Origin of the sequence: Maribacter sp. X9, assembly GCF_048537565.1 — a bacterium.
In the GTDB taxonomy this organism is placed as follows: domain Bacteria; phylum Bacteroidota; class Bacteroidia; order Flavobacteriales; family Flavobacteriaceae; genus Maribacter.
In genome coordinates this window covers 311635-331309 of sequence record NZ_CP183215.1, presented here as the reverse complement: position 1 = coordinate 331309, position 19675 = coordinate 311635, and the positions used below count along the sequence as shown (strand labels likewise).

General features: G+C 40.8%; 19 protein-coding genes. 7 read left to right on the top strand and 12 right to left on the bottom strand.

Annotation, left to right across the window (positions count from 1 at the left end):
- The first annotated feature begins 58 nt into the window (after positions 1-58).
- From ACNR9Q_RS01360 to ACNR9Q_RS01340, 5 genes are all read left to right on the top strand, one after another.
- Positions 59-1201, top strand: a complete 1143-nt coding sequence (locus ACNR9Q_RS01360; RefSeq protein ID WP_419212786.1) for a P-loop NTPase — start codon at positions 59-61, stop codon at positions 1199-1201.
- Between the two features lie 2 nt (positions 1202-1203).
- Complete coding sequence (locus ACNR9Q_RS01355) at positions 1204-1446, top strand: NifU family protein (protein WP_419212785.1); 243 nt, start codon at positions 1204-1206, stop codon at positions 1444-1446.
- 71 nt (positions 1447-1517) lie between these two features.
- A complete protein-coding gene (locus tag ACNR9Q_RS01350) occupies positions 1518-2576 on the top strand; it encodes an NAD(P)/FAD-dependent oxidoreductase (protein ID WP_419212784.1) in 1059 nt (352 codons plus the stop codon).
- A 53-nt stretch (positions 2577-2629) separates the two neighbouring features.
- On the top strand, positions 2630-2989 hold the full coding sequence (locus ACNR9Q_RS01345) for a four helix bundle protein (RefSeq protein WP_419212783.1): 360 nt from the start codon (positions 2630-2632) through the stop codon (positions 2987-2989).
- A gap of 48 nt (positions 2990-3037) precedes the next feature.
- Complete coding sequence (locus tag ACNR9Q_RS01340; RefSeq protein ID WP_419212782.1) at positions 3038-3367, top strand: 2Fe-2S iron-sulfur cluster-binding protein; 330 nt, start codon at positions 3038-3040, stop codon at positions 3365-3367.
- Between the two features lie 145 nt (positions 3368-3512).
- On the opposite strand, the gene ACNR9Q_RS01335 is transcribed toward ACNR9Q_RS01340, so the two are convergent.
- Positions 3513-5249: an ABC transporter ATP-binding protein gene (locus ACNR9Q_RS01335; RefSeq protein ID WP_419212781.1), complete on the bottom strand. Its 1737-nt coding sequence runs from the start codon at positions 5247-5249 to the stop codon at positions 3513-3515.
- Between the two features lie 123 nt (positions 5250-5372).
- On the opposite strand from ACNR9Q_RS01335, the gene ACNR9Q_RS01330 reads away from it, so the two are divergent.
- Positions 5373-7547, top strand: a complete 2175-nt coding sequence (locus ACNR9Q_RS01330; protein WP_419212780.1) for an acylase — start codon at positions 5373-5375, stop codon at positions 7545-7547.
- 85 nt (positions 7548-7632) lie between these two features.
- On the opposite strand, the gene ACNR9Q_RS01325 is transcribed toward ACNR9Q_RS01330, so the two are convergent.
- The 8 genes from ACNR9Q_RS01325 to ACNR9Q_RS01290 form a co-directional block, all read right to left on the bottom strand.
- Complete coding sequence (locus tag ACNR9Q_RS01325) at positions 7633-8667, bottom strand: agmatine deiminase family protein (protein ID WP_419212779.1); 1035 nt, start codon at positions 8665-8667, stop codon at positions 7633-7635.
- A 5-nt stretch (positions 8668-8672) separates the two neighbouring features.
- Positions 8673-9557: a carbon-nitrogen hydrolase gene (locus ACNR9Q_RS01320; RefSeq protein ID WP_419212778.1), complete on the bottom strand. Its 885-nt coding sequence runs from the start codon at positions 9555-9557 to the stop codon at positions 8673-8675.
- Between the two features lie 81 nt (positions 9558-9638).
- Positions 9639-10286, bottom strand: a complete 648-nt coding sequence (locus ACNR9Q_RS01315) for a hypothetical protein (RefSeq protein ID WP_419212777.1) — start codon at positions 10284-10286, stop codon at positions 9639-9641.
- Positions 10287-11104: 818 nt separating this feature from the next.
- Complete coding sequence (locus ACNR9Q_RS01310; RefSeq protein WP_419212776.1) at positions 11105-11740, bottom strand: transglutaminase-like domain-containing protein; 636 nt, start codon at positions 11738-11740, stop codon at positions 11105-11107.
- A gap of 55 nt (positions 11741-11795) precedes the next feature.
- A complete protein-coding gene (locus tag ACNR9Q_RS01305) occupies positions 11796-12860 on the bottom strand; it encodes a dipeptidase (RefSeq protein WP_419212775.1) in 1065 nt (354 codons plus the stop codon).
- Between the two features lie 2 nt (positions 12861-12862).
- On the bottom strand, positions 12863-13975 hold the full coding sequence (locus ACNR9Q_RS01300; protein WP_419212774.1) for a D-TA family PLP-dependent enzyme: 1113 nt from the start codon (positions 13973-13975) through the stop codon (positions 12863-12865).
- 6 nt (positions 13976-13981) lie between these two features.
- Positions 13982-14449 carry a RidA family protein gene (locus ACNR9Q_RS01295; protein ID WP_419212773.1) on the bottom strand — a complete coding sequence of 156 codons (468 nt, stop codon included), beginning with the start codon at positions 14447-14449 and terminating at the stop codon, positions 13982-13984.
- Positions 14450-14460: 11 nt separating this feature from the next.
- Positions 14461-15777 carry a gluconate:H+ symporter gene (locus tag ACNR9Q_RS01290; RefSeq protein ID WP_419212772.1) on the bottom strand — a complete coding sequence of 439 codons (1317 nt, stop codon included), beginning with the start codon at positions 15775-15777 and terminating at the stop codon, positions 14461-14463.
- Positions 15778-16198: 421 nt separating this feature from the next.
- On the opposite strand from ACNR9Q_RS01290, the gene ACNR9Q_RS01285 reads away from it, so the two are divergent.
- The gene (locus ACNR9Q_RS01285) at positions 16199-16378 is read left to right on the top strand and encodes a hypothetical protein (RefSeq protein ID WP_419212771.1); all 180 of its coding nucleotides are present in this window, start codon (positions 16199-16201) and stop codon (positions 16376-16378) included.
- Between the two features lie 12 nt (positions 16379-16390).
- On the opposite strand, the gene ACNR9Q_RS01280 is transcribed toward ACNR9Q_RS01285, so the two are convergent.
- The 3 genes from ACNR9Q_RS01280 to ACNR9Q_RS01270 all read right to left on the bottom strand — a co-directional run bounded on the left by ACNR9Q_RS01280 (position 16391) and on the right by ACNR9Q_RS01270 (position 19662).
- Positions 16391-17509: an acyltransferase family protein gene (locus ACNR9Q_RS01280; RefSeq protein ID WP_419212770.1), complete on the bottom strand. Its 1119-nt coding sequence runs from the start codon at positions 17507-17509 to the stop codon at positions 16391-16393.
- Positions 17510-17585: 76 nt separating this feature from the next.
- Positions 17586-18668 (bottom strand): helix-turn-helix domain-containing protein, encoded by a 1083-nt coding sequence (locus ACNR9Q_RS01275; protein WP_419212769.1) that lies wholly within the window; start codon positions 18666-18668, stop codon positions 17586-17588.
- Between the two features lie 94 nt (positions 18669-18762).
- Entirely contained in the window at positions 18763-19662 is a 900-nt protein-coding gene (locus ACNR9Q_RS01270; RefSeq protein WP_419212768.1) for a metallophosphoesterase, read from the bottom strand.
- Positions 19663-19675 lie beyond the last annotated feature (13 nt).

Here is a 19675-nt window from a genome sequence, read left to right as displayed (position 1 = left end):
GTAACTTCATTATCTCCCGTCTAAGGATTATATTTGTTGTTTAGAATGATTTTACATAATGAAGATAGATAAAAAAGACGTTTTAAAGGCCTTGGAACATATTACGGTTCCCGGTGAGGGGCGGAATATGGTGGAGAGTGGTGCGGTAACGAATATCCAGATTTTCGGGGATGAAGTTGAGGTTGATGTTACCATAAATAACCCAAGCCTACAGGCCCGTAAAAAGACTGAAGTGGAGATTTTAAAAATTATCCATAGAGAGGTTTACGAAAAGGCGAAAATCAAAATCAATATCAAGGTAGATGCTCCTGCGGCAAAACCCAAGGTTAATGAAATCAAGGGAAAACCAATTCCGGGTATTACCAATATTATTGCGGTGGCTTCCGGTAAAGGAGGGGTAGGTAAATCTACCGTGACGGCAAACTTGGCAGTAACCTTGGCGAAAATGGGCTTTAAAGTAGGATTGTTAGATGCAGATATTTACGGTCCGTCCATGCCCATTATGTTCGATGTTGCCAACGAGAAGCCCTTGGCGGTCAATGTAGGAGGAAAATCCAAAATGAAACCGGTAGAAAGTTACGGGCTGAAATTATTGTCCATCGGGTTTTTCACACAGCGTGACCAAGCGGTCATTTGGAGAGGGCCAATGGCTTCCAAAGCGCTCAATCAAATGATATTCGATGCCCATTGGGGTGAACTGGATTTTATGTTGATCGATTTGCCACCGGGTACGGGCGATATTCATTTGAGCATCATGCAGGCCTTACCGGTAACAGGTGCGGTAGTGGTCAGTACCCCACAAGAAGTGGCTTTGGCAGATGCCAGAAAAGGAGTGGCGATGTTTCAACAAGATTCTATCAACGTGCCGGTTTTGGGTATCGTTGAAAATATGGCCTACTTTACACCAGCGGAGTTACCCGACAATAAATATTATATATTTGGTAAAGAGGGGGCTAAACATTTAGCGGAAGATTTAAATGTACCTTTCTTAGGAGAGATTCCTTTGGTACAGAGTATACGTGAAGCGGGAGATGCTGGGAGACCAGCGGCCTTACAAACGGCGACTCCGGTCGAAGCCGCTTTTGAGGAGTTGACAAAACAAGTAGTGCTAGAGGTTGTGGGCAGGAACAAAACGCTTCCGCCAACTGAAGCAATAAAGATTACAACAATGGCGGGTTGTTCCGCCGTTAAGAAAAAATAGATATGACATCTGCAGAACTAAAATTAAACGTGGAAAAAGCATTGGAGGAAATCAGACCTTTTTTACAAAGTGACGGAGGTGATATTACCCTAATTTCCATAGATGATGACCATTCCGTAAAGGTTAGATTAGAAGGTGCCTGTGTTGGGTGCAGTGTTAATCAAATGACCCTAAAAAGTGGGGTGGAAATGACCATTAAAAAGTACGCTCCCCAAATCGATGAGGTAATAAACATAGCCGGATAACCTGACTTATGTCATTATTTTTACTTCTGTAGCCAAATACCTTTACCGTGTTTAAAAAATAGATTTTTTCAATGATTGAAACCGATATATTAATAATTGGTGCGGGACCTACGGGTCTTTTTGCCGTTTTTGAAGCCGGACTCTTAAAATTAAAATGCCATTTAATCGATGCCCTTCCACAGGCTGGCGGACAATGTTCCGAGATCTACCCTAAGAAACCCATCTACGATATTCCCGGTTTTCCCGAGGTGTTGGCGGGTGACCTGGTCGATAATCTCATGGAACAGATCAAATCCTTTCAACCCGGTTTTACCTTGGGGGAACGTGCGGAAACGATTGATAAATTAGCCGATGGCACCTTTATCGTAACTACGAATAAAGGAACTAAACACCACGCGCCCATTGTAGCGATTGCTGGAGGCCTAGGTAGTTTTGAGCCTAGAAAGCCTTTATTGGAAAATTTGAGCCAATTTGAGGATAACGGTGTTTCGTACATCATTAAAGACCCTGAAGTCTATCGTAACAAAAGAGTAGTCATTGCCGGTGGTGGGGATTCTGCCTTGGATTGGAGTATTTTCTTGGCCGATGTGGCTTCCGAAGTGACCTTGGTGCATCGAAGAAATGAATTCAGGGGAGCATTGGATTCCGTTGAAAAGGTACAGAAATTAAAAAATCAGGGAAAAATCAATTTGATCACTCCGGGTGAAATCGTGGGATTGAATGGAAGCGATTCCTTAGAATCGGTTTTAGTTCGAAAAACGACCAATGCCAAGGAAGACCTTCGCTTGGAGGTGGATGCATTTATTCCTTTATTCGGACTTTCCCCAAAATTAGGGCCTATTGGCGATTGGGGATTGGAGATAGAGAAAAATGCGATCAGAGTCGATACGTTCGATTACCAAACCAATATTCCCGGTATTTATGCCATTGGTGATGTCAATACCTATCCTGGTAAATTAAAGTTGATTCTATGCGGTTTTCATGAAGCTACGCTAATGTGCCAAAGTGCTTATCAAAAAATATTTCCAGATAAAAAATACGTCATGAAATATACGACCGTTGGTGGCGTTGAAGGTTTTGATGGGAGTAAAAAGGAGTCGCCAAAGGCAGTAGTGAAATCGATTGATTAGTTTTTAGGAGCAAGGAGCAAGGAAATAGTAATTAGGTTAGCGAAGTTCAAAAAATGGCGGTAAAAAAGTTTGAGGATTTAGTGGTATGGAAAAAGGCTCAAGATTTTGCGGTTTTGATTTATGAAGATTTTTCAAACCTCAAAGATTCTTCTTTTAAAGACCAAATCTTAAGGGCGTCGGTTTCGATTTCCAATAACATTGCCGAAGGTTTTGATAGAAGGACCAATCCTGATTTTATAAGATTCCTCTATTTTGCCGTTAGTTCAAATAGCGAAGTAAGATCCATGTTATATTTGTCCACAAAATTGAATTACCTAAGTACAGAAAATGCTAATCTGTTGATCGATAAATCAAATGAAATTTCAAAGATGCTGTTCGGACTTATCCAATCGATGAAAAAAACGGCTGATTAATTCTAATACAAAACTAATTCACGAACTCCTAATACCTAATTCCTATCCATGGATATCAAAATCAAAATTACCGACCGCGAAGGTGTCGCTCATGAAATTGACGCCCCAACAGATATGAACATGAACCTGATGGAAGTCGTGCGCTCCTATGAACTAGCTCCTGAAGGAACTATCGGCATCTGTGGCGGAATGGCCATGTGCGCTTCTTGTCAATGCTATGTGCTGTCCGATCATGTACTTCCGGAAAAATCGGATGATGAGGAAGCCATGCTTTCCGAAGCGTTCAATGTACAAGAAAATTCTAGATTGGGATGTCAACTTCACATTTCTGAGGACATGGACGGACTAGAAGTTCAACTGGCTCCAGAAGAACTCTAAACGTCAATACGAGGAGGCTTTTAAACGACGAAGTAATCTATAAAAATCTGTTTTTAGTCCCTTTGACTATGCTCAGGATGATATTTGGTTTAAGTAAAAAATATTATTTACTGAATACTGAATACTGTTTTCACTAACCACAAACCTAAATCCTCGCCTGGTACGTAAACAGGTTATAATACCTGCCTTCCGTAGCAATCAATTCTTCATGGGTGCCTTGCTCTGCGATTCGGCCATTTTCGATTACCAAGATTTGGTCTGCCTTTCGAATCGTACTTAAACGGTGTGCGATTACGAACGTCGTTTTTCCTTTGGTCAGTTCCGCCAAACTTTTTTGGATAAGACCTTCACTTTCGGTATCCAAATTGGAAGTGGCCTCATCCAAAATTAAGATTCTAGGATTCGCCAAAACAGCCCGTGCAATAGCAATACGCTGCCGTTGCCCACCCGATAATTTTACGCCTCTTTCGCCAATCAAGGTGTCCAACCCATCATCGAAACGGTCCGTAAATTCGTTTACATACGCTGCTTGTACGGCATTTTGCAATTCCTCTTCCGTGGCATTGGGTCTTGGGAATAAAATGTTCTGACGGATGGTGCCCTCAAAAAGGAATTCATCCTGCAATACCACCCCTAGGTGTTTTCGGAAACTGCCCAAATTCACTTTTGAAATATCCTGACCATCCACTTTTATGCTACCCGATTGCGGATTCAAAAACGTAGCGGCCAAACCTGCAATGGTACTTTTCCCGGAGCCGGAGCTTCCTACCAGCGCAATGACCTCTCCGGATTTTGCTTCAAAACTTATGTTATGAAGCACTTCTTTGTCCTCTTCATAGGCAAAGGAAACATCATCGAATACGATGTGTCCTTCAAAATCGGTCAACGTAATCGTTCTATTTTCCTCGTCAGATTCTGGGGTCATGTTCATCAGTTCTTCGGTACGGTCCAACCCCGCCAAAGCTTCGGTCAATTGGCTTCCTATATTGCTCATTTGCACTATGGGGGCAACCATCAATCCCAATAAAAAGGTAAAGGTCAAGAAATCTCCAATGGTCAATTCATCCATCATAATTTTATACCCCCCAATGCCCATAATGCCAGTGGTGGCCAGTCCGAGTAAGAAAGTGGAGGAACTGGTCATAAAGGCCGTTGCCGTTAAACTCTTCTTGACATTGATAAATAGACGTTCCACCCCTTCTTCAAAGATTTTGTTTTCTTGCGCCTCTGCATTGAAACCTTTAATGACACGGACACCGCCCAAGGTTTCGGTAAGTCTACCGGTAACTTCTGCATTGATCTTACCTCTGTTTCTAAAAATGGGTCTAATGATTTTAAAGGCCTTTAAGGCAATCAGGGCAAAAATCGCCAACGGAATTAAGGTGAATAGGGTCATAGTCCAACTAATGCGCAATAGTAGAATTAAGGAAACTACTGCGGTAATGGTACCGCCCACCAGTTGCACCAGTCCGGTACCAATTAAATTACGTACCCCTTCCACATCGCTCATGATTCGCGAGACCAATGCCCCAGATTTGGTATTGTCAAAAAACCGGATGGGAAGCGATAGCACTTTTTTCTGTACCTGAGCCCGTAGTTCCGAGATTAAAAACTGGGCCTGTACACTTAATATTTTGGTGAGTAAAAAAGAAGTGACCGCCTGCACGAGTATCGCCAAACCGACTGCGGTGACCAAAATTTTTAAAAGTTCGACATTCTTGTTCGGGATGATGTCATCCATTAAATATTTTAGTGATAACGGAGCAACAAAACTGGCCGCTTTACTTACCACGATTAGGGCCAAACCAATGAAGACCAACTTGCGTCTAGGCCAGATAATGGTCTTGAAAGCGGTAAGGATACTGACTTTTTTTTCGGACATGAAAGGATGAATTTTGAAGACTGCAAGTTACTTCAAATCCATTTATAAAACTGGGCTTAGCCATTTGGATTGGCATTCCTTTCAATCTTTGTCAGTATCTTGTGGCTACAAACAGAACACCCTATGAAACAGTTATCATTTTTAAATTTCCTGCTATTATTTTCCTGCGCCACTGATAAACCTAAATCTGAAATTGAGCAATGGCAATCCCAAGCAGCCCAAGTTGAAATCATTCGAGATGATTTTGGAGTGCCCCATATTTATGGAAAAACCGATGCCGATGCCGTTTTCGGACTTTTGTATGCCCAGTGTGAGGACGACTTCAATAGGGTGGAACAAAATTATATCTGGGCCACGGGCCGCTTGGCCGAAGTAGAGGGTGAGGATGCCTTATACAGTGATCTGCGTGCAAAATTGTTCATGACCGAAGCAGAGGCAAAAGCCAATTATGATAAAAGTCCCGAATGGCTGAAGAAATTATGTGATGCCTTTGCTAATGGTGTAAATTACTACCTCCATACCCACCCGGAGGTGAAGCCAAAATTATTGACCCGTTTTGAACCCTGGATGCCCATGTATTTTAGTGAAGGTTCCATAGGTGGGGATATCGAGCGGATTTCGACCGAGAAGATAGCTGCTTTTTACGAGGGTGCTATGGAAATCCCTGAACTGGAAGAAGTAAAGCTGAAAATAGAAAAGGAGGCCGAAGAACCCCAGGGCTCTAATGGAATCGCCATTTCGGGGGAACTGACACAATCGGGAAATCCTTTATTGCTGATCAATCCGCATACCTCCTTTTATTTTAGGGGAGAGGTGCATGTGGTATCGGAAGAAGGATTGAATGCCTATGGTGCCGTGACTTGGGGCCAGTTTTTTGTCTACCAGGGTTTTAACGAAAAAACCGGATGGATGCATACCTCGACATATACCGATGTCATGGATGAATTCAAGGAAACCTTGGTGAAGAATGAGGATAATGTCTTCTATCAATATGGTGAGGAGCTGCGTCCCGTAACTTCATCGGAAATCGTTTTAAAATACAAAATAGGGGATGACATCAAGGAAAAAATCTTTCCTACGTATAGGACCCATCACGGACCCATAACCCATATGGTCGAGGGTCAGTGGACCGCCTCGGCCATGATGTGGGAACCGGTCAAGGCCTTGGAACAGTCCTTCATCCGGACCAAACAAGATGGCTATGAGGGGTTTCGAGAAATGATGGATATCCGTACAAATTCAAGTAATAATACCGTTTACGCCGATGCGGAAGGAAATATCGCTTATTTCCATGGCAACTTTGTTCCGAAGCGTGATATACGTTTTGATTATTCCCTTCCGGTAGATGGCAGTAATCCGCAGACCGATTGGCAAGGATTGCATACCGTTGATGAAAATATTTTGGTATTGAACCCAGAAAACGGATGGATACAGAATTGCAATTCCACCCCGTATACTTCAGCCTTGGGAAATAGTCCAAAAAAGAAAGATTATCCGTACTATATGTCCAAAGATCAGGAAAACTTCAGGGGGGTTCACGCGATTCAATTATTGACGGACCACAAGGGATATACCATCGACAGCCTTATTAAATTGGCCCACGACCCTTATTTACCTGCTTTTGAAGCCTTGATTCCCGGTTTGGTAAAAGCTTTTGATGCGCAACCCGTTTCAGATTTGAAAGAGGCCGTTGAGGTTTTACGGCAATGGGATTATAGGACCTCCAAAGAATCCATCGCGATGACCTTGGCGCATTTTTATGGAATAATCAGTTATAGCAAGGCAGTTCGGCCTTCAGCCATGAACGGTATGGAGCTGATCGAATATTGGGGCGGTTCTTCCCCTAATACCGAGAAATTGCAACTGTTCCAAGAAACCATTACCCAATTGGAATCGGATTTCGGCACTTGGAAAATGCCATGGGGCGAAGTCAACAGGTATCAGCGCCTTAATGGGGATATTGTACAGACTTTTAACGACAGCCTACCCAGCGTTCCAGTGGGATTTGCATCGGGGACCTGGGGTGCTTTGGCCGCTTATGGAGCCAGATATACCACGCCTGGAGCTAAAAAAATCTATGGTACCCGTGGCAATAGTTTTACAGCGGTAGTGGAGTTTGGCGATAAGGTAAAGGCAAAAACGATTTTGGCGGGAGGTCAAAGTGGCAATCCAAAATCTCCTCATTTTGATGACCAGACCCAAATGTATATCAATATCGACTGGAAGGATGCGGCCTATTATAGGGAGGATGTGTTGAACAGGGCAGCCGAAACATATGTGCCTGGGAAAAGGAAGTAATTTTTATAATCCTAGGGATTGGTCTTAGTTTGAACTTGAACTTGAACTTGCCTCTTGAATTTGAATTTGAACATGAGTTTAAATTTTATTCCGGTATTTGCTGGCTCAAACAATGTAAGGTTCCAAAGCCCCAAATTAAATCGATACAGTTGATACCGATAACTTCCCGGTCAGGGAAACAATCGGCGAGAATGTTCAATGCGATACGGTCATTGGAGTCATTGAAGGTGGGCACCAATACGGCACCATTGATAATCAAGAAATTGGCATAACTCGCCGGCAGTTCCAACTCTTCGAAAATTATCGGTTTAGGCATGGGTAATTCCACGATGTTTAACGATTTACCATTTTCCAATTTTGCCGAACGAAGGCGTTCTAAATTATCTTGAAGGGTTTTGTAATTCTTGTGTGCTTTGTTGGTTTCAACCACGGTTACCACGGTATCGGCATTAACAAAGCGACATAGATCATCTACATGGCCATGGGTATCATCGCCAATGACCCCTTCGTCCAGCCAAATGGTATTGGTTACCCCTAAATATTCTTGGAATACAGCTTCATAATCGGCCTTCGTATAACCTTCATTTCGTACTTGAATGGAAGGATGTAGCAGACATTCTTCCGTAGTGATTAAGGTACCTTTTCCGTTAACTTCCAAGGCACCACCTTCTAAGATGATTTTATTTCCCTTGTAAGTTGCTTGTGTAAGCGGGACTTTCAAAAAATCGGATACTACGGCAGGCACATGTTTGTCCAATTGCCAGTTGTTGTACTTGGCCCATCCGTTGAAATTAAAATTAATAGCTTCCGATTTCCCATTATTCTTAATGATAATAGGTCCAGAATCACGCATCCAACTACGATTGGTCTTATGAAGGATAAATGAAATCCTTTCAAGGTCCACCGATGCCATTAGGAGTAAGTCGGCCACCTTTTCCTTTAAGGAATCATTGGCGACCATTAAAAATACGGTTTCAAAAAGGGAAACTTTTTTAATGAACTCTACAAAAGCCCATTGAATGGCCTCGTACTTTCCGGGCCAATCCTTTCCGTTATGCGGAAAGCATAGTAAAATTCCTTTTTGCGGTTCCCATTCAGCAGGAAATCTTCGTGTAGCCATAGGATTTAGTCTAAAGCGCGTTTGGTCAAATCCCCAAAAGCATCGATTCGCCTGTCCCTAAAAAAGGGCCAATTTTGCCGTACATTTTCTTGGTGGGCCAGATTCACTTCTGCGATAAGAATCTCTTCTCTGTCATGTGACGCCAAGGCCAGTATTTCCCCTTGGGGTCCACAGATAAAGGATTTTCCCCAGAATTCGATTCCATCGGTATCAGGAAGGTATTGTTCCAAGCCGATTCTATTGGCTGCGGCAACATAGATTCCGTTCGCTACAGCGTGGCCTTTCATTACGTTCATCCATGCGCCGTATTGGTTTTCGCCATATTCCGCTTTTTCGGACGGATGCCACCCAATGGCGGTAGGGTAAAATAAAATCTCTGCACCCTTCATTGCCGTTAACCGTGCGGCTTCTGGATACCACTGGTCCCAACAGATAAGGGTTCCAATATTGCCTTTTTTAGTAGGAATGGATTGAAATCCTAAATCTCCTGGGGTAAAATAAAACTTCTCATAAAAATGGGGATCATCTGGAATGTGCATTTTTCGGTATAGCCCGGCACGGAATCCATCGGTATCGATAATGTAGGCACTATTGTGGTAGATGCCAGACATTCGTTTCTCAAAGAAAGGAACGATCAGGGCTACCCCCAATTCCTTGGCGATTGCACTAAATGCGGTAAAGGAGATGTCACCAAGCGGCTCGGCAATGGAAAAATTTTCCACATCCTCACTTTGGCAAAAATAATGACTGCTATAGAGTTCGGGTAGGCTGATGACTTCAGCACCTTGGTTGGCCGCTTTTCGTATCCATTCCAAGCATTTTTTTCGATTCTCCTCTGCTGTATTGTTCAGGTTTACCTGAATGACCGCAACTTTATATTTTTTCGCCATGCTAATTTTTTCGTGTGAAGTCACAAAGATATCAAATAAGGATTGCAGTGAAAAGGGATGGAAGTGTGAAAAACGGTAAGCTTATTCTTTGGTAACAATCAAAGTAGCCTTAGATCCTGAGGACAATAACCATTTGTTGGAGTAAAGTAGTTGTCCTTTCTCATCGTAAACATCTACCTGCGCCGTGTTGGGTGCAGATGAGCCATGGTTTAACGCCTCGAAGTCCAATCGGTTGAAACCTGGTTGTAAATCGACATTGATACCTTTAAATGCCCCGGTCAATAATAGGTTAGGTTCCACAACCTGGTCGTTCAAATAAATTTTCACACGATCACCATCTACAAATTCATGATCTCTGCAGACAATACCTATAAAACTCCCGTTACTCTTGATATCCCCTAAGTACTGATCTGGGAAAAACTGTCCAGAGCCACCTAATCGTTCACCGGGGCCAATGCGTGGGTCAATTTTCATGCCTGTACCCGCTTGTACCAATTCTTCATCGGGTAACATTTTTATAGGATTTGGTTGATTCATATCCAAATTGGGATCGTCCAATTTCATTGGCGGAATATTCAATACCGGACTGGAATTTGGATTTCCTAAGGGTTCCAAAGGTTTGGCCGCTTCTATTTTTAAAGGTTTTTTAGTAGGAAATTCTCCCTGTGCGAAAAGTGTATGCAAGGTAAATCCAAAAAAGAGTACAAAGAGGATCCGTTGTTTGTTCATTATTAAAACGAATATTTCAAAATAAAGATAACAATTACCCTGCCATGTGACCTTAATGCATTGTTAAATAACATTTTTGAATATTACAATTCGTTAAACTACCATCAATGGATGGAGATTTTTTCTACTATAGAATTAAATAAAAATGATCATTAATCTTTCTCCTGTTCTTGTTCGATATGATTTTGTTTTGTTTCAATCATTTTGTCCTCTTCATAAATTACATTTGATACACCTATCATTATTGCAGCAATGATTACTATGATTTTTCTTTTGACCCAACGATAGAGATTAATGGATTTCTCTAAGAGGGTCTTATTTTTTTGATTATACATTTTAGAAATGATAAAAGGTTTGTATTGATTTATCATTTCATGCAACTAATTGCATGATACCTACATGTGAGTTTTAGGCTATGTACAAATGAGAAGATGGGTGGTGGGAGGTTAACTTTTCACTCAAAAAAACACATTGGGCAATGATTGAACTCAATTTTTGATACAGGGTGAATTGCGACTTTAAACGTATGGAAGTATGCTTATTATGAACCTCGGAAGTTTTTAGAGATTCAATTTTTTGAGTGAAAATTTTTGGTCTAAGAGAATGGTATTCATTGGATAAATAGAGACAAGAATTTTTATCGCTAAAATTTCTTTTGACGTATAGTGCTAATTCATGATCATACTTTTTAGAATAGCTTTCATGACCAAATGAAACCGTTTCAACGCTGAGGCCGAAAACCAAAAGCAAACAAAAAATATAGTGTAACTGTTTCATCAAATTGAGATTCTTGCTTTATCCGTATTTTTTACTGGTTTCTAAAGTTTAAATTCCGTTATTTTTTCCTTCGTATCGAATATGTGCGGGTAGTGTTCTTTGATGTTTTTTATCATGAAATCAACGGGCACATCTTCAAAATATCCGTAGTCGTCTAAGTATTCCATAAATCTTGTTCCCTCACTATTGTACGGTTGTAAAAAAGAACTGTTCTCTCCGTCAAAGTCCAATGGATCAACATTCAGTTTCTTACACAATGATTTATTAAATGCGGGCGACATTTTCAACCATTTAGAGTTAATATAAACGCTTACCATGCCATGTGGGGTTAATTCATTCGATCCAAACTTTTCGATTAACCTTTCTACGGCGATATGATTTTTAACTTTTCCTAAATGTAATCGTGCAGGTATGCCCAACGCACGAAGACAAGAAATTAATAGGATGGACTTTTCGATACAATTTCCAGTCTGTTTCTGGGCAATATGGCTAGATCTATATTTTTCTTTTAAAAGACTTATCGTATAAGGGTCATATTTCCATTTGTCCCGAACCTCCGTGTAAATTCTAATTGTTTTTTCTTTGTTCGATAGTGCACTTTCCTTAAGCCCGGTTATGAGCTTTTGAACCGCGTCATTTTCAAAGTCAAAATAATAGGTAGATTCCAAGTAGTTCATTATCGCTAGATTTTTTCGGCTTATGGCTCACCCTTTTATGTACTAAGACAAGAATTCATTTCAGATTTCTTTGTAGAAAACCGATGAAATTTCCATGCATGATTTTTTCAATATCTGTTTCGGAATACCCTCTTGTTTTTAATAAGGTAGGAATCTTTTGAAGATCGGTAATGGTATCTACATCTGCCGGACCTTGTTCCGTTCCAAAGCCTCCATCTAAATCTGAACCGATACCCACATGATCGGTATTTCCTGCCAATTGACAAATATGATCAATGTTATCTGTAATCTGTTCTAAACTTACCCTGGCTGATTGTGGCGTTGAAACTCCTCGTTTCCAATCTGGAACCATCATCCAAGCGTCTAGCACGACCCCTATGATACCTTTTCTTGCAATAATCTCCTTGATTTGCTGGTCGGTAAATTGTCGATGGTGGTCAACTAAAGTTCTGCAATTGTTGTGGCTGGCCCACAGAGGTCCGTCATAATTTACCATGGTTTCCCAAAAACTGATATCACATAGATGCGTAACATCTAAAATAAGGCCCAGTCGTTGAATTTCTTTTAAAAGCTCCCTCCCTTTTGCACCAATTCCTCCTGATGAATTAGTGCCGTGGGCATAGGTGCCCGGACCGTAATGTGCCGGACCAATGGCCCGTAATCCCTGTTCGTACGATTTTTCCAAATAAGAGATGTCGATAATGGAATCGGCTCCTTCAAGACTTAACAAATAGCCTATCGGTTTATTTTTTGCCTCGGTTTTCCAAAGTGCGATATGAGCCTCTAATTCTGCCTTGTTCTTGATCTGTACCATTTGGCCCAGATCTTCCATACTTTTATACCAGGCCAATTGCCCTTGGGTCTGGGCCCAAGCTTGTTGAGGAGATTTCCATCCGGGTAGCGGATTATCTATATGTACATAGCGGGCAATTTGTGTAGCCATACAGAGACCTATATTTCCTTTTCGCATCGCATCTAACGAAACGGTGTTGTTGCACCGGTCTGGCTTATCGGTCATCCCTGCCTCCATTTTCCGTATTTCTTCTACGGGCAAGGTAAGGTCTCGGTTCCATTCCATGGCGTTCATGGATAGGTCTAAATGGGCATCGAATATGAACATGTTTAAATTGTGGTTTTATGGGTTCTTGCCACCACCTCCCAATGGTCGATTACGTTACCATTGGAAATTACGGTCAAGGTATCATACTTTGCTACGGTTGGGCATATATGTTTGGGGATAGCGTAATGTGCATCGCCTACTTCTGGAATAGTAAGGTCATCATATTCCACAACAAAGTGTTCTTCTGACTGACTGATCTGTCTACCGTGTTCCAAATCTAAAAAATCAACACGGGGGAAAGGCATTTCTGGGGCGACGAATTTATGGCCCAAATCGAAACACAGAATACCGGTTGCGGGTTTGCTTAATATACGGGTCAATAGAACTGCTGCCGGTAAAAATCCCATTTCTGGGAATTGACTTCCATAACCTGCATCCCACAATAATGTGGTGCCTGGGCTTACATCGATTTCTTTTCGTTTAGAATGATAGGGAAATGTCGGTGATCCACCGGCAATAATTTTAGGGCGCGGTAACCCATTATCTTCAATGTCTTTTTGTAAGGAGAGAACAGATGCGAAGGCTGTGTCACATTGAGTTTTTCTAATCGTTGGATCCGTATTTCGTAAATGTCCGTCATAGACATGCAAACCTTCTGCAATAATATTTGCATTTGAACAAAATTGTCTATATAGATTAAATGCTTTCTTATTTGGGGTAATACCGGTACGGTTCATCCCGTTATTGATATCTAACCAAAGATGTATTTTGGTTTTGTGAAGCGCTCCTAAATCAGAAAGAACTGAAAGCATAGTTTCATTATCTACCAGTGTAGAGAATTTGGTATCGGGGAATTTTTGGGTCAGTTCAATAAAACGTGCAGCATTAGGTCCTACAGGTTGCATGGCCAAAAGTACATCGGGCGCTTTGCAATTTCCCAAAAGTTCGGCCTCGGCAATCGTGGCACATTTAAACTTGGTGATGCCACTATCCATTTGCATTTGAATGATATTGGCATTCTTATAGGTCTTTACATGGGGTCGTAATCGAGATACATCCCCGATCATGGAAATCATAAGATTAATATTATGTTGAATCCTATCGGGATACACCAAGAGGGAAGGAGAAATAACCTCGTTTGGGTGGTTCAAGGAATACCAATTTTTATTTTCCATTAGGTCTTACTGATGAAGTTCGAAATGTGCCTCAATTTCAACGGGAATACCACCGGGTAGTATCATTCCTACGGCACTACGCACACCCACGCCATTATCTGGCCCGAAAATATCGGACATTAATTCGCTGAAGCCATTGATGACCAACGGTTGTTGTCCGAAATCTGGAGCCGAATTGACCATTCCCAGGGTTTTTACGATGCGTTTAATGCGATCAATATCCCCAAAATGGGTTTGGATGGTCGATAACATCGTCAATGCTACTTGACGGGCCGCCAGTTTAGCTTCTTCCATCTCCATAGTATCACCTACTCTTCCAATGATTAGCGAGCCATCGGTTTTCATAGGGCCTTGCCCTGAAACATATAGAAAATGATCAATTACCAAAACAGGTTTGTACAATCCGGCAGGAGGCGGTGCGGGGGGTAATATCAAACCGAGTTCCTGTATTCTTTCCGAAGGTTTTTTTTGCATAATAAATTCTTTTATATAAAAACATTGATGATTAAAACGCCAATAAGTCCCATAACGCCCACGGTAGTTTCCATGACCGTCCAACTTTTTAAAGTGTCTTTGACCGATAGGTTGAAATACTCTTTGAACAGCCAAAATCCACTATCGTTCACATGGGAGAGCATAAGGCTACCCGAGCCTATCGCAAGGACCATGAGCTCAGGACTCACTCCGGTTCCCTGTATCAAGGGTAAGGCGATACCCGCCGCAGTCAACCCGGCCACGGTAGCAGAGCCAACACAGACCCGAATAATGGTGGCTATTAACCATGCCAAAATTAATGGAGAAATGGACGATTCCTTCAGGATGTCACCAATATAACCGCTCACTCCGCTATCGATCAACACCTGTTTTAAGGCCCCAGATCCGGCTATTATCAATAGAACCATGGTAATTCCAGTAATTGCACTCCCAACGGAATCCATGACCTCTTTCATCTTTTTACCGCGACCGATGCCAAGGGTGTAAATAGCCACTAAGACAGCAATGAGCATAGCAATGGCGGGGTTGCCCATGAACAATAAAACCTGTTTTATAACGGATCCATCAGGTAAGCTGAAATCGGCCAAAGCGGCAACGGCGATTAAAATTACGGGCAAAAGGGCACTGATGATACTGTTGGCCATACTTGGCATTTCTTCCTCCTTTAAAATTACAGGATTCAAGAATTCTTTTAAAGGGCTTGCTTTGATGTTCTTCAAGGTTCTGGACAGGAGCGGTCCCGCCACAATGATGGCTGGTATGGCCACGATGATTCCGTATAATAAGGTTTTACCGATATCTGCGTTGAATGTTGCCGCAATAGCGGTCGGAGCAGGATGTGGGGGCAAATACCCATGCGTTACCGATAAGGAAGCCAACATAGGCAGTCCAACATATAATAGTGGGAGTCCGGTCGCGGCGGCAATAGTAAATACCAAAGGCACAAGAATAACAAACCCGACCGAATAGAACATGGGTATGCCTACGATAAAACCGGTTAGTACTACGGCCCATTGAATGTTCTTTTTTCCGAATTTTTCCACCAGTTTTGTGGTGATGCGTTGTGCCGCGCCACTATCCGCTACCAACTTTCCTAACATGGCACCCAGACCTAATATGATAACCAAAAAACCCAGAATGCTCCCAATTCCTTTTTGAATGGAATCCACTACAGCTAAGGGCTCCATGCCCTCGGCAATACCGACAAATAAAGAAACGATGATAAAAGTGATAAAGGCATTTAATTTAAAACGGGCAATCAGTAGAAAAAGGAGAAGTATTCCTAAAATGACAATGAATAAAGGCATGCTATTGGAAAAATTTGATTGTTGTCCTACAAGATACCATAATTTCGAAAGTATCTGCATTATTTTGCTAATTCTACCGACTTAAAATAGCAGAAGAATAAAAACGAAAGAGATGATACTGTACGGTTAAGTAAGGATGCTTTTTTGATATATTTAGATATAGATCATATTATCGATTGATAATTAAATACTTAAAAGCAACTTACAGACCCTTTTTAATTAATTCAATAATAGATAAAAGACAGTTTTATGTAATATTGGAAAAGCCGTGAAGGCGCTACAATTTTTACCGGATCATTTGGAAGCTAAGGAAGGTAGATTACGTTTTCTTCAAAAATACTGGAGCGATAAATTGAGAAATGTACCTAATATTTCCACCAATACTCCAGTGGATCTAAAACTTAGTTGAGGTATTGCCAATGTGGGCATCGAATCGATAGGTGCTATAGAATTGGCCGATCGTTTGTTGAAAGTTTTTTATATGGTGGGTGTCGACTATTCAAATGTAAAAGGCTGTCGTTTTAACCCGAATGTCTATATCACGACTGAAGAAATTGATATGTTTGTAAAGGCTGTGCAAACGTTGGCTAAAGAAGCGTAAAATCTATTTTTTTCATTTCTTTTTTAAGCCGAATAAAGGTTGAAGAAAGCTTATTTTTAAAATAATGAAGTGATAGATAAACCAGCAAATTCCAAAAGTTCCTATGAGCAATATCGAGGCTTTTGGAAGTAAGCCCCAATTTAAATTCATCAAATAATAGGCAAGGCCAACAGTGACCGTTTGATGCAGTATATAAAAAGGGTAAACGGCCCTATTGGCGTAACTTAACTTAGTGCTAGGCTTGTTTTTATACTGAGCGGCATAGCCCAATAATACCAATATCCAGGACCAAAGGTTTACAATTTTCAAAAATGCTTCAGTAAAGTGCACAGCATACCCATCTTCAAACTGCCAAATAATAAGTAGACCAGTAAAGCCGAGTAAGCCAAAAACCAATGCTTTTTTCTTTATTTTTTCTAAAGCGATCCAAAAATCATTACCACAAGCTACAAGTATAAAGCCAAAGAAAAACAGTGTGAGAGAGGAGCAAAAGTTGAACCAATCTGTAATTAGGTCATGGGTGATTGCAAAGAACGGTTCCATAAAAGATTCCAATCCATATAGAGGAACAATAAAAATATATAGCCCTAATTGGTTTTGAAGACGCTTTTTGGTCCAGTCAATTAGTTTTGTTCTTCTCTTTTTAATGAATACAAAAATTGGGGATAGAAGCAGTGAGAATATAAGCAGGTAGGGTAAAAACCACAGATGGTGCCAGCTCAGATTTCCTTCGGGATAAATGCCTTCATAGGCTACACTGCTCAAATATTTTAAAAAAGAGCCCTGAAATTGGCCTTCTGCCAACCGTTCAAAATAGACCTGTGGAGGAACAATGACTAACATTCCAAATACTAAAGGAATACCTAATCGCAAAACGCGTTCTTTGTTAAATTGCCAAATATTTCTTTTTGATAGCGCATAGAACGTTCCCATTCCCGAGATAAGAAATAAAATGGGCAAGCGCCATTGATTTAAAAAAAGCATGGGCCATTTGAGCCATTCATAAATCACATTGTTCTTCAAGTGCCATCCCCAGGGTACAAAGAACATACCAACGTGGTAGAATATTAATAGGGCAAAAACGATAACCCGTAACCAATCTAAATCGTACCTTCTAAATTTTGCTTCCATCTACGTATTTCTTTGGGACAAAATTGAGGGATCTTAATAGGATTGTTCGATTTCGGAAACTACAATCTCTCCATAATTACAATTTTGGAGCTATTGATTTTAGAAATTGGGAGGGTGAAGAACCAGCATGTTTCTTAAAAGCGTTGTAGAATGCAGATTTTGATTTGAACCCAACCGATGCTCCGATGGCCTCTATCGTAAGTTGCCCATATTTTGGATCGGTAAGTCTTTTTTTGGCAAGTACTATTCTTTTGGAATTTATATAATGGTTGAAATTGAATCCAAAACCCGTATTAATGGCTTTGGATATTTGATTGGGATGAATGTTCAATTCATTTGCCAAGTCTTTTAAACTTGCATTTTCAGAAGTAAAATAATCGTTTTTTTCTATAAAATCCTCAATTTCTTCAAGTGTTAGTTCCTTTACTGGCTTGCCAAGTGTCTCATATTTATCTGCTACCCAAGATTTATCAAAGAACCGTGACTCCCTAAGGATGATATAGGTGGTGGAAAATGCCACCACGGTCTGAAATAAGGAAAGATATTGGTCTCCGCCATCATCATCAAAAAGATAAAAGATGATAAATGCCGCTATAAAAAACGAACAAAGTACAATTGCCGAATTTCTGGTGAAAATATATTTGGCAGAATTTCCGTTTGTTTTTTTCTCAAGCGCCCTAAGGTGTTCTTCGCGCACCAATTTTAAGGATAGTAGGGTATATGTTAAAAGACTGATAAGGATGAGCCAGTCAAAAATATCTTTAACAAAATGGTAGCCAAAATCGAAGGTCTCAGGAACCACGGCAGTTTTTAGATGCCTGTGATAGGCACCGAGATAAGCATTCAGTTTTACCGAGATGGGCGCGAGGTAATACGGAATTTGAGATATGAAATAGCCCGCTGGAAGTATAAAATGCCACCAGCCTATCTTGATTGGAATAGGTTTCCGTTTTAAAAAACCATAGGTTGAAAAGTAGAGTAGAGGCCCAAGCATGAGTACGAAAACCTCTGTAGAATCATTCAAGAATAAAATATGTTTGATAAGACCGGTATAGCACAGATAAACATCCAAAAAAATAAGCCCAAAAAACAGCAGCAAGAAAGCAAAATATTTTAAGGGTGTATTATCCTTGCTTTTGATAAATAGAATCAAACTCAAAAATAGGTTTTGAACAACCCCTAGAAACATAATACTCGAGATTATAGTATGTCTTATAGGTATTTGGTCTATAAGTTGGTTTAGGGTGTCCATCTTATTTCTCTGCGCTGTAATCCTGTAATTTTTGAGGCCCTTCCAATAAAATTCGAACTACCCGTAAAGTTCCGTCATCTGTAGTGTTGATCTGCCATTTGATGAGGGAGATATTTCCGTTTTCTATTTCAATACCAGTGATGCTTCTGGGGTGAACACAACTGCCATCGTTGAAGAACGGTATGTCGCCTGGTTCTGGAAAACGGGGTCTATGGGTATGGCCAACAATGGTTACTTTAAGGTCGTTTTTTAGGATCCATTTTTTTATCCGCCGTTCAAGTTTTATAAGTTCTTTATAGTTTTTGGCAGGTGATGTCGGGTCTGCTATGCCCCAAACTTGTAATGGTTTCCATAGAACACGGACTAAAAATCGACCACAACGCCAAAACGTATAGTTCCACCAATCTGCTTGATGTCCGTGGGTTAAGAAAACCTCTTGGTCCGTTGCTTTGTGTTTCAGGATAATGGCTTCGTGGTATTTTATACCTTCAAAAAGTTCCTTGTCCTTATCATCGATAGGTTCATAATAGCTGGAAAGGTTTTTCTTTACATAGTCCTCATCCTTGTATACCATATCATGATTGCCCCAAAGCATGTGAAGCCTGTTCTCTAAATGAAACTGCCTTAACAGTTGAAAAACATTTTTGTGGGCTTCGAAAATTGATTCAAAATGAATATTTTCCCATAGTTCATCCCCGTCGCCGAGTTCAAAATACTCGAATCCTTCAGTATAGTAGAATTTTAGGGCGTGAAAATAGATGTTTCTATTATTGGCAAAATCATCGGCAAAACTATTATCTCCCCTATGGCAATCACTGAAAAGGATGAATTTAGAAGAATCGTCAAATTCTATGAGTTTAGCATTTTCGTAAGCCCTTGAAAGTCTACTGTCCGATGACATGTTCTAATTTTCG

Bases quoted from the DNA above. Each gene is read 5' to 3' on its own strand.
- ACNR9Q_RS01360 (WP_419212786.1), top strand. From the start codon at position 59: ATGAAGATAGATAAAAAAGACGTTTTAAAGGCCTTGGAACATATTACG.
- ACNR9Q_RS01355 (WP_419212785.1), top strand. From the start codon at position 1,204: ATGACATCTGCAGAACTAAAATTAAACGTGGAAAAAGCATTGGAGGAA.
- ACNR9Q_RS01350 (WP_419212784.1), top strand. From the start codon at position 1,518: ATGATTGAAACCGATATATTAATAATTGGTGCGGGACCTACGGGTCTT.
- ACNR9Q_RS01345 (WP_419212783.1), top strand. From the start codon at position 2,630: ATGGCGGTAAAAAAGTTTGAGGATTTAGTGGTATGGAAAAAGGCTCAA.
- ACNR9Q_RS01340 (WP_419212782.1), top strand. From the start codon at position 3,038: ATGGATATCAAAATCAAAATTACCGACCGCGAAGGTGTCGCTCATGAA.
- ACNR9Q_RS01335 (WP_419212781.1), bottom strand. From the start codon at position 5,249: ATGTCCGAAAAAAAAGTCAGTATCCTTACCGCTTTCAAGACCATTATC.
- ACNR9Q_RS01330 (WP_419212780.1), top strand. From the start codon at position 5,373: ATGAAACAGTTATCATTTTTAAATTTCCTGCTATTATTTTCCTGCGCC.
- ACNR9Q_RS01325 (WP_419212779.1), bottom strand. From the start codon at position 8,667: ATGGCTACACGAAGATTTCCTGCTGAATGGGAACCGCAAAAAGGAATT.
- ACNR9Q_RS01320 (WP_419212778.1), bottom strand. From the start codon at position 9,557: ATGGCGAAAAAATATAAAGTTGCGGTCATTCAGGTAAACCTGAACAAT.
- ACNR9Q_RS01315 (WP_419212777.1), bottom strand. From the start codon at position 10,286: ATGAACAAACAACGGATCCTCTTTGTACTCTTTTTTGGATTTACCTTG.
- ACNR9Q_RS01310 (WP_419212776.1), bottom strand. From the start codon at position 11,740: ATGAACTACTTGGAATCTACCTATTATTTTGACTTTGAAAATGACGCG.
- ACNR9Q_RS01305 (WP_419212775.1), bottom strand. From the start codon at position 12,860: ATGTTCATATTCGATGCCCATTTAGACCTATCCATGAACGCCATGGAA.
- ACNR9Q_RS01300 (WP_419212774.1), bottom strand. From the start codon at position 13,975: ATGGAAAATAAAAATTGGTATTCCTTGAACCACCCAAACGAGGTTATT.
- ACNR9Q_RS01295 (WP_419212773.1), bottom strand. From the start codon at position 14,449: ATGCAAAAAAAACCTTCGGAAAGAATACAGGAACTCGGTTTGATATTA.
- ACNR9Q_RS01290 (WP_419212772.1), bottom strand. From the start codon at position 15,777: ATGCCTTTATTCATTGTCATTTTAGGAATACTTCTCCTTTTTCTACTG.
- ACNR9Q_RS01280 (WP_419212770.1), bottom strand. From the start codon at position 17,509: ATGGAAGCAAAATTTAGAAGGTACGATTTAGATTGGTTACGGGTTATC.
- ACNR9Q_RS01270 (WP_419212768.1), bottom strand. From the start codon at position 19,662: ATGTCATCGGACAGTAGACTTTCAAGGGCTTACGAAAATGCTAAACTC.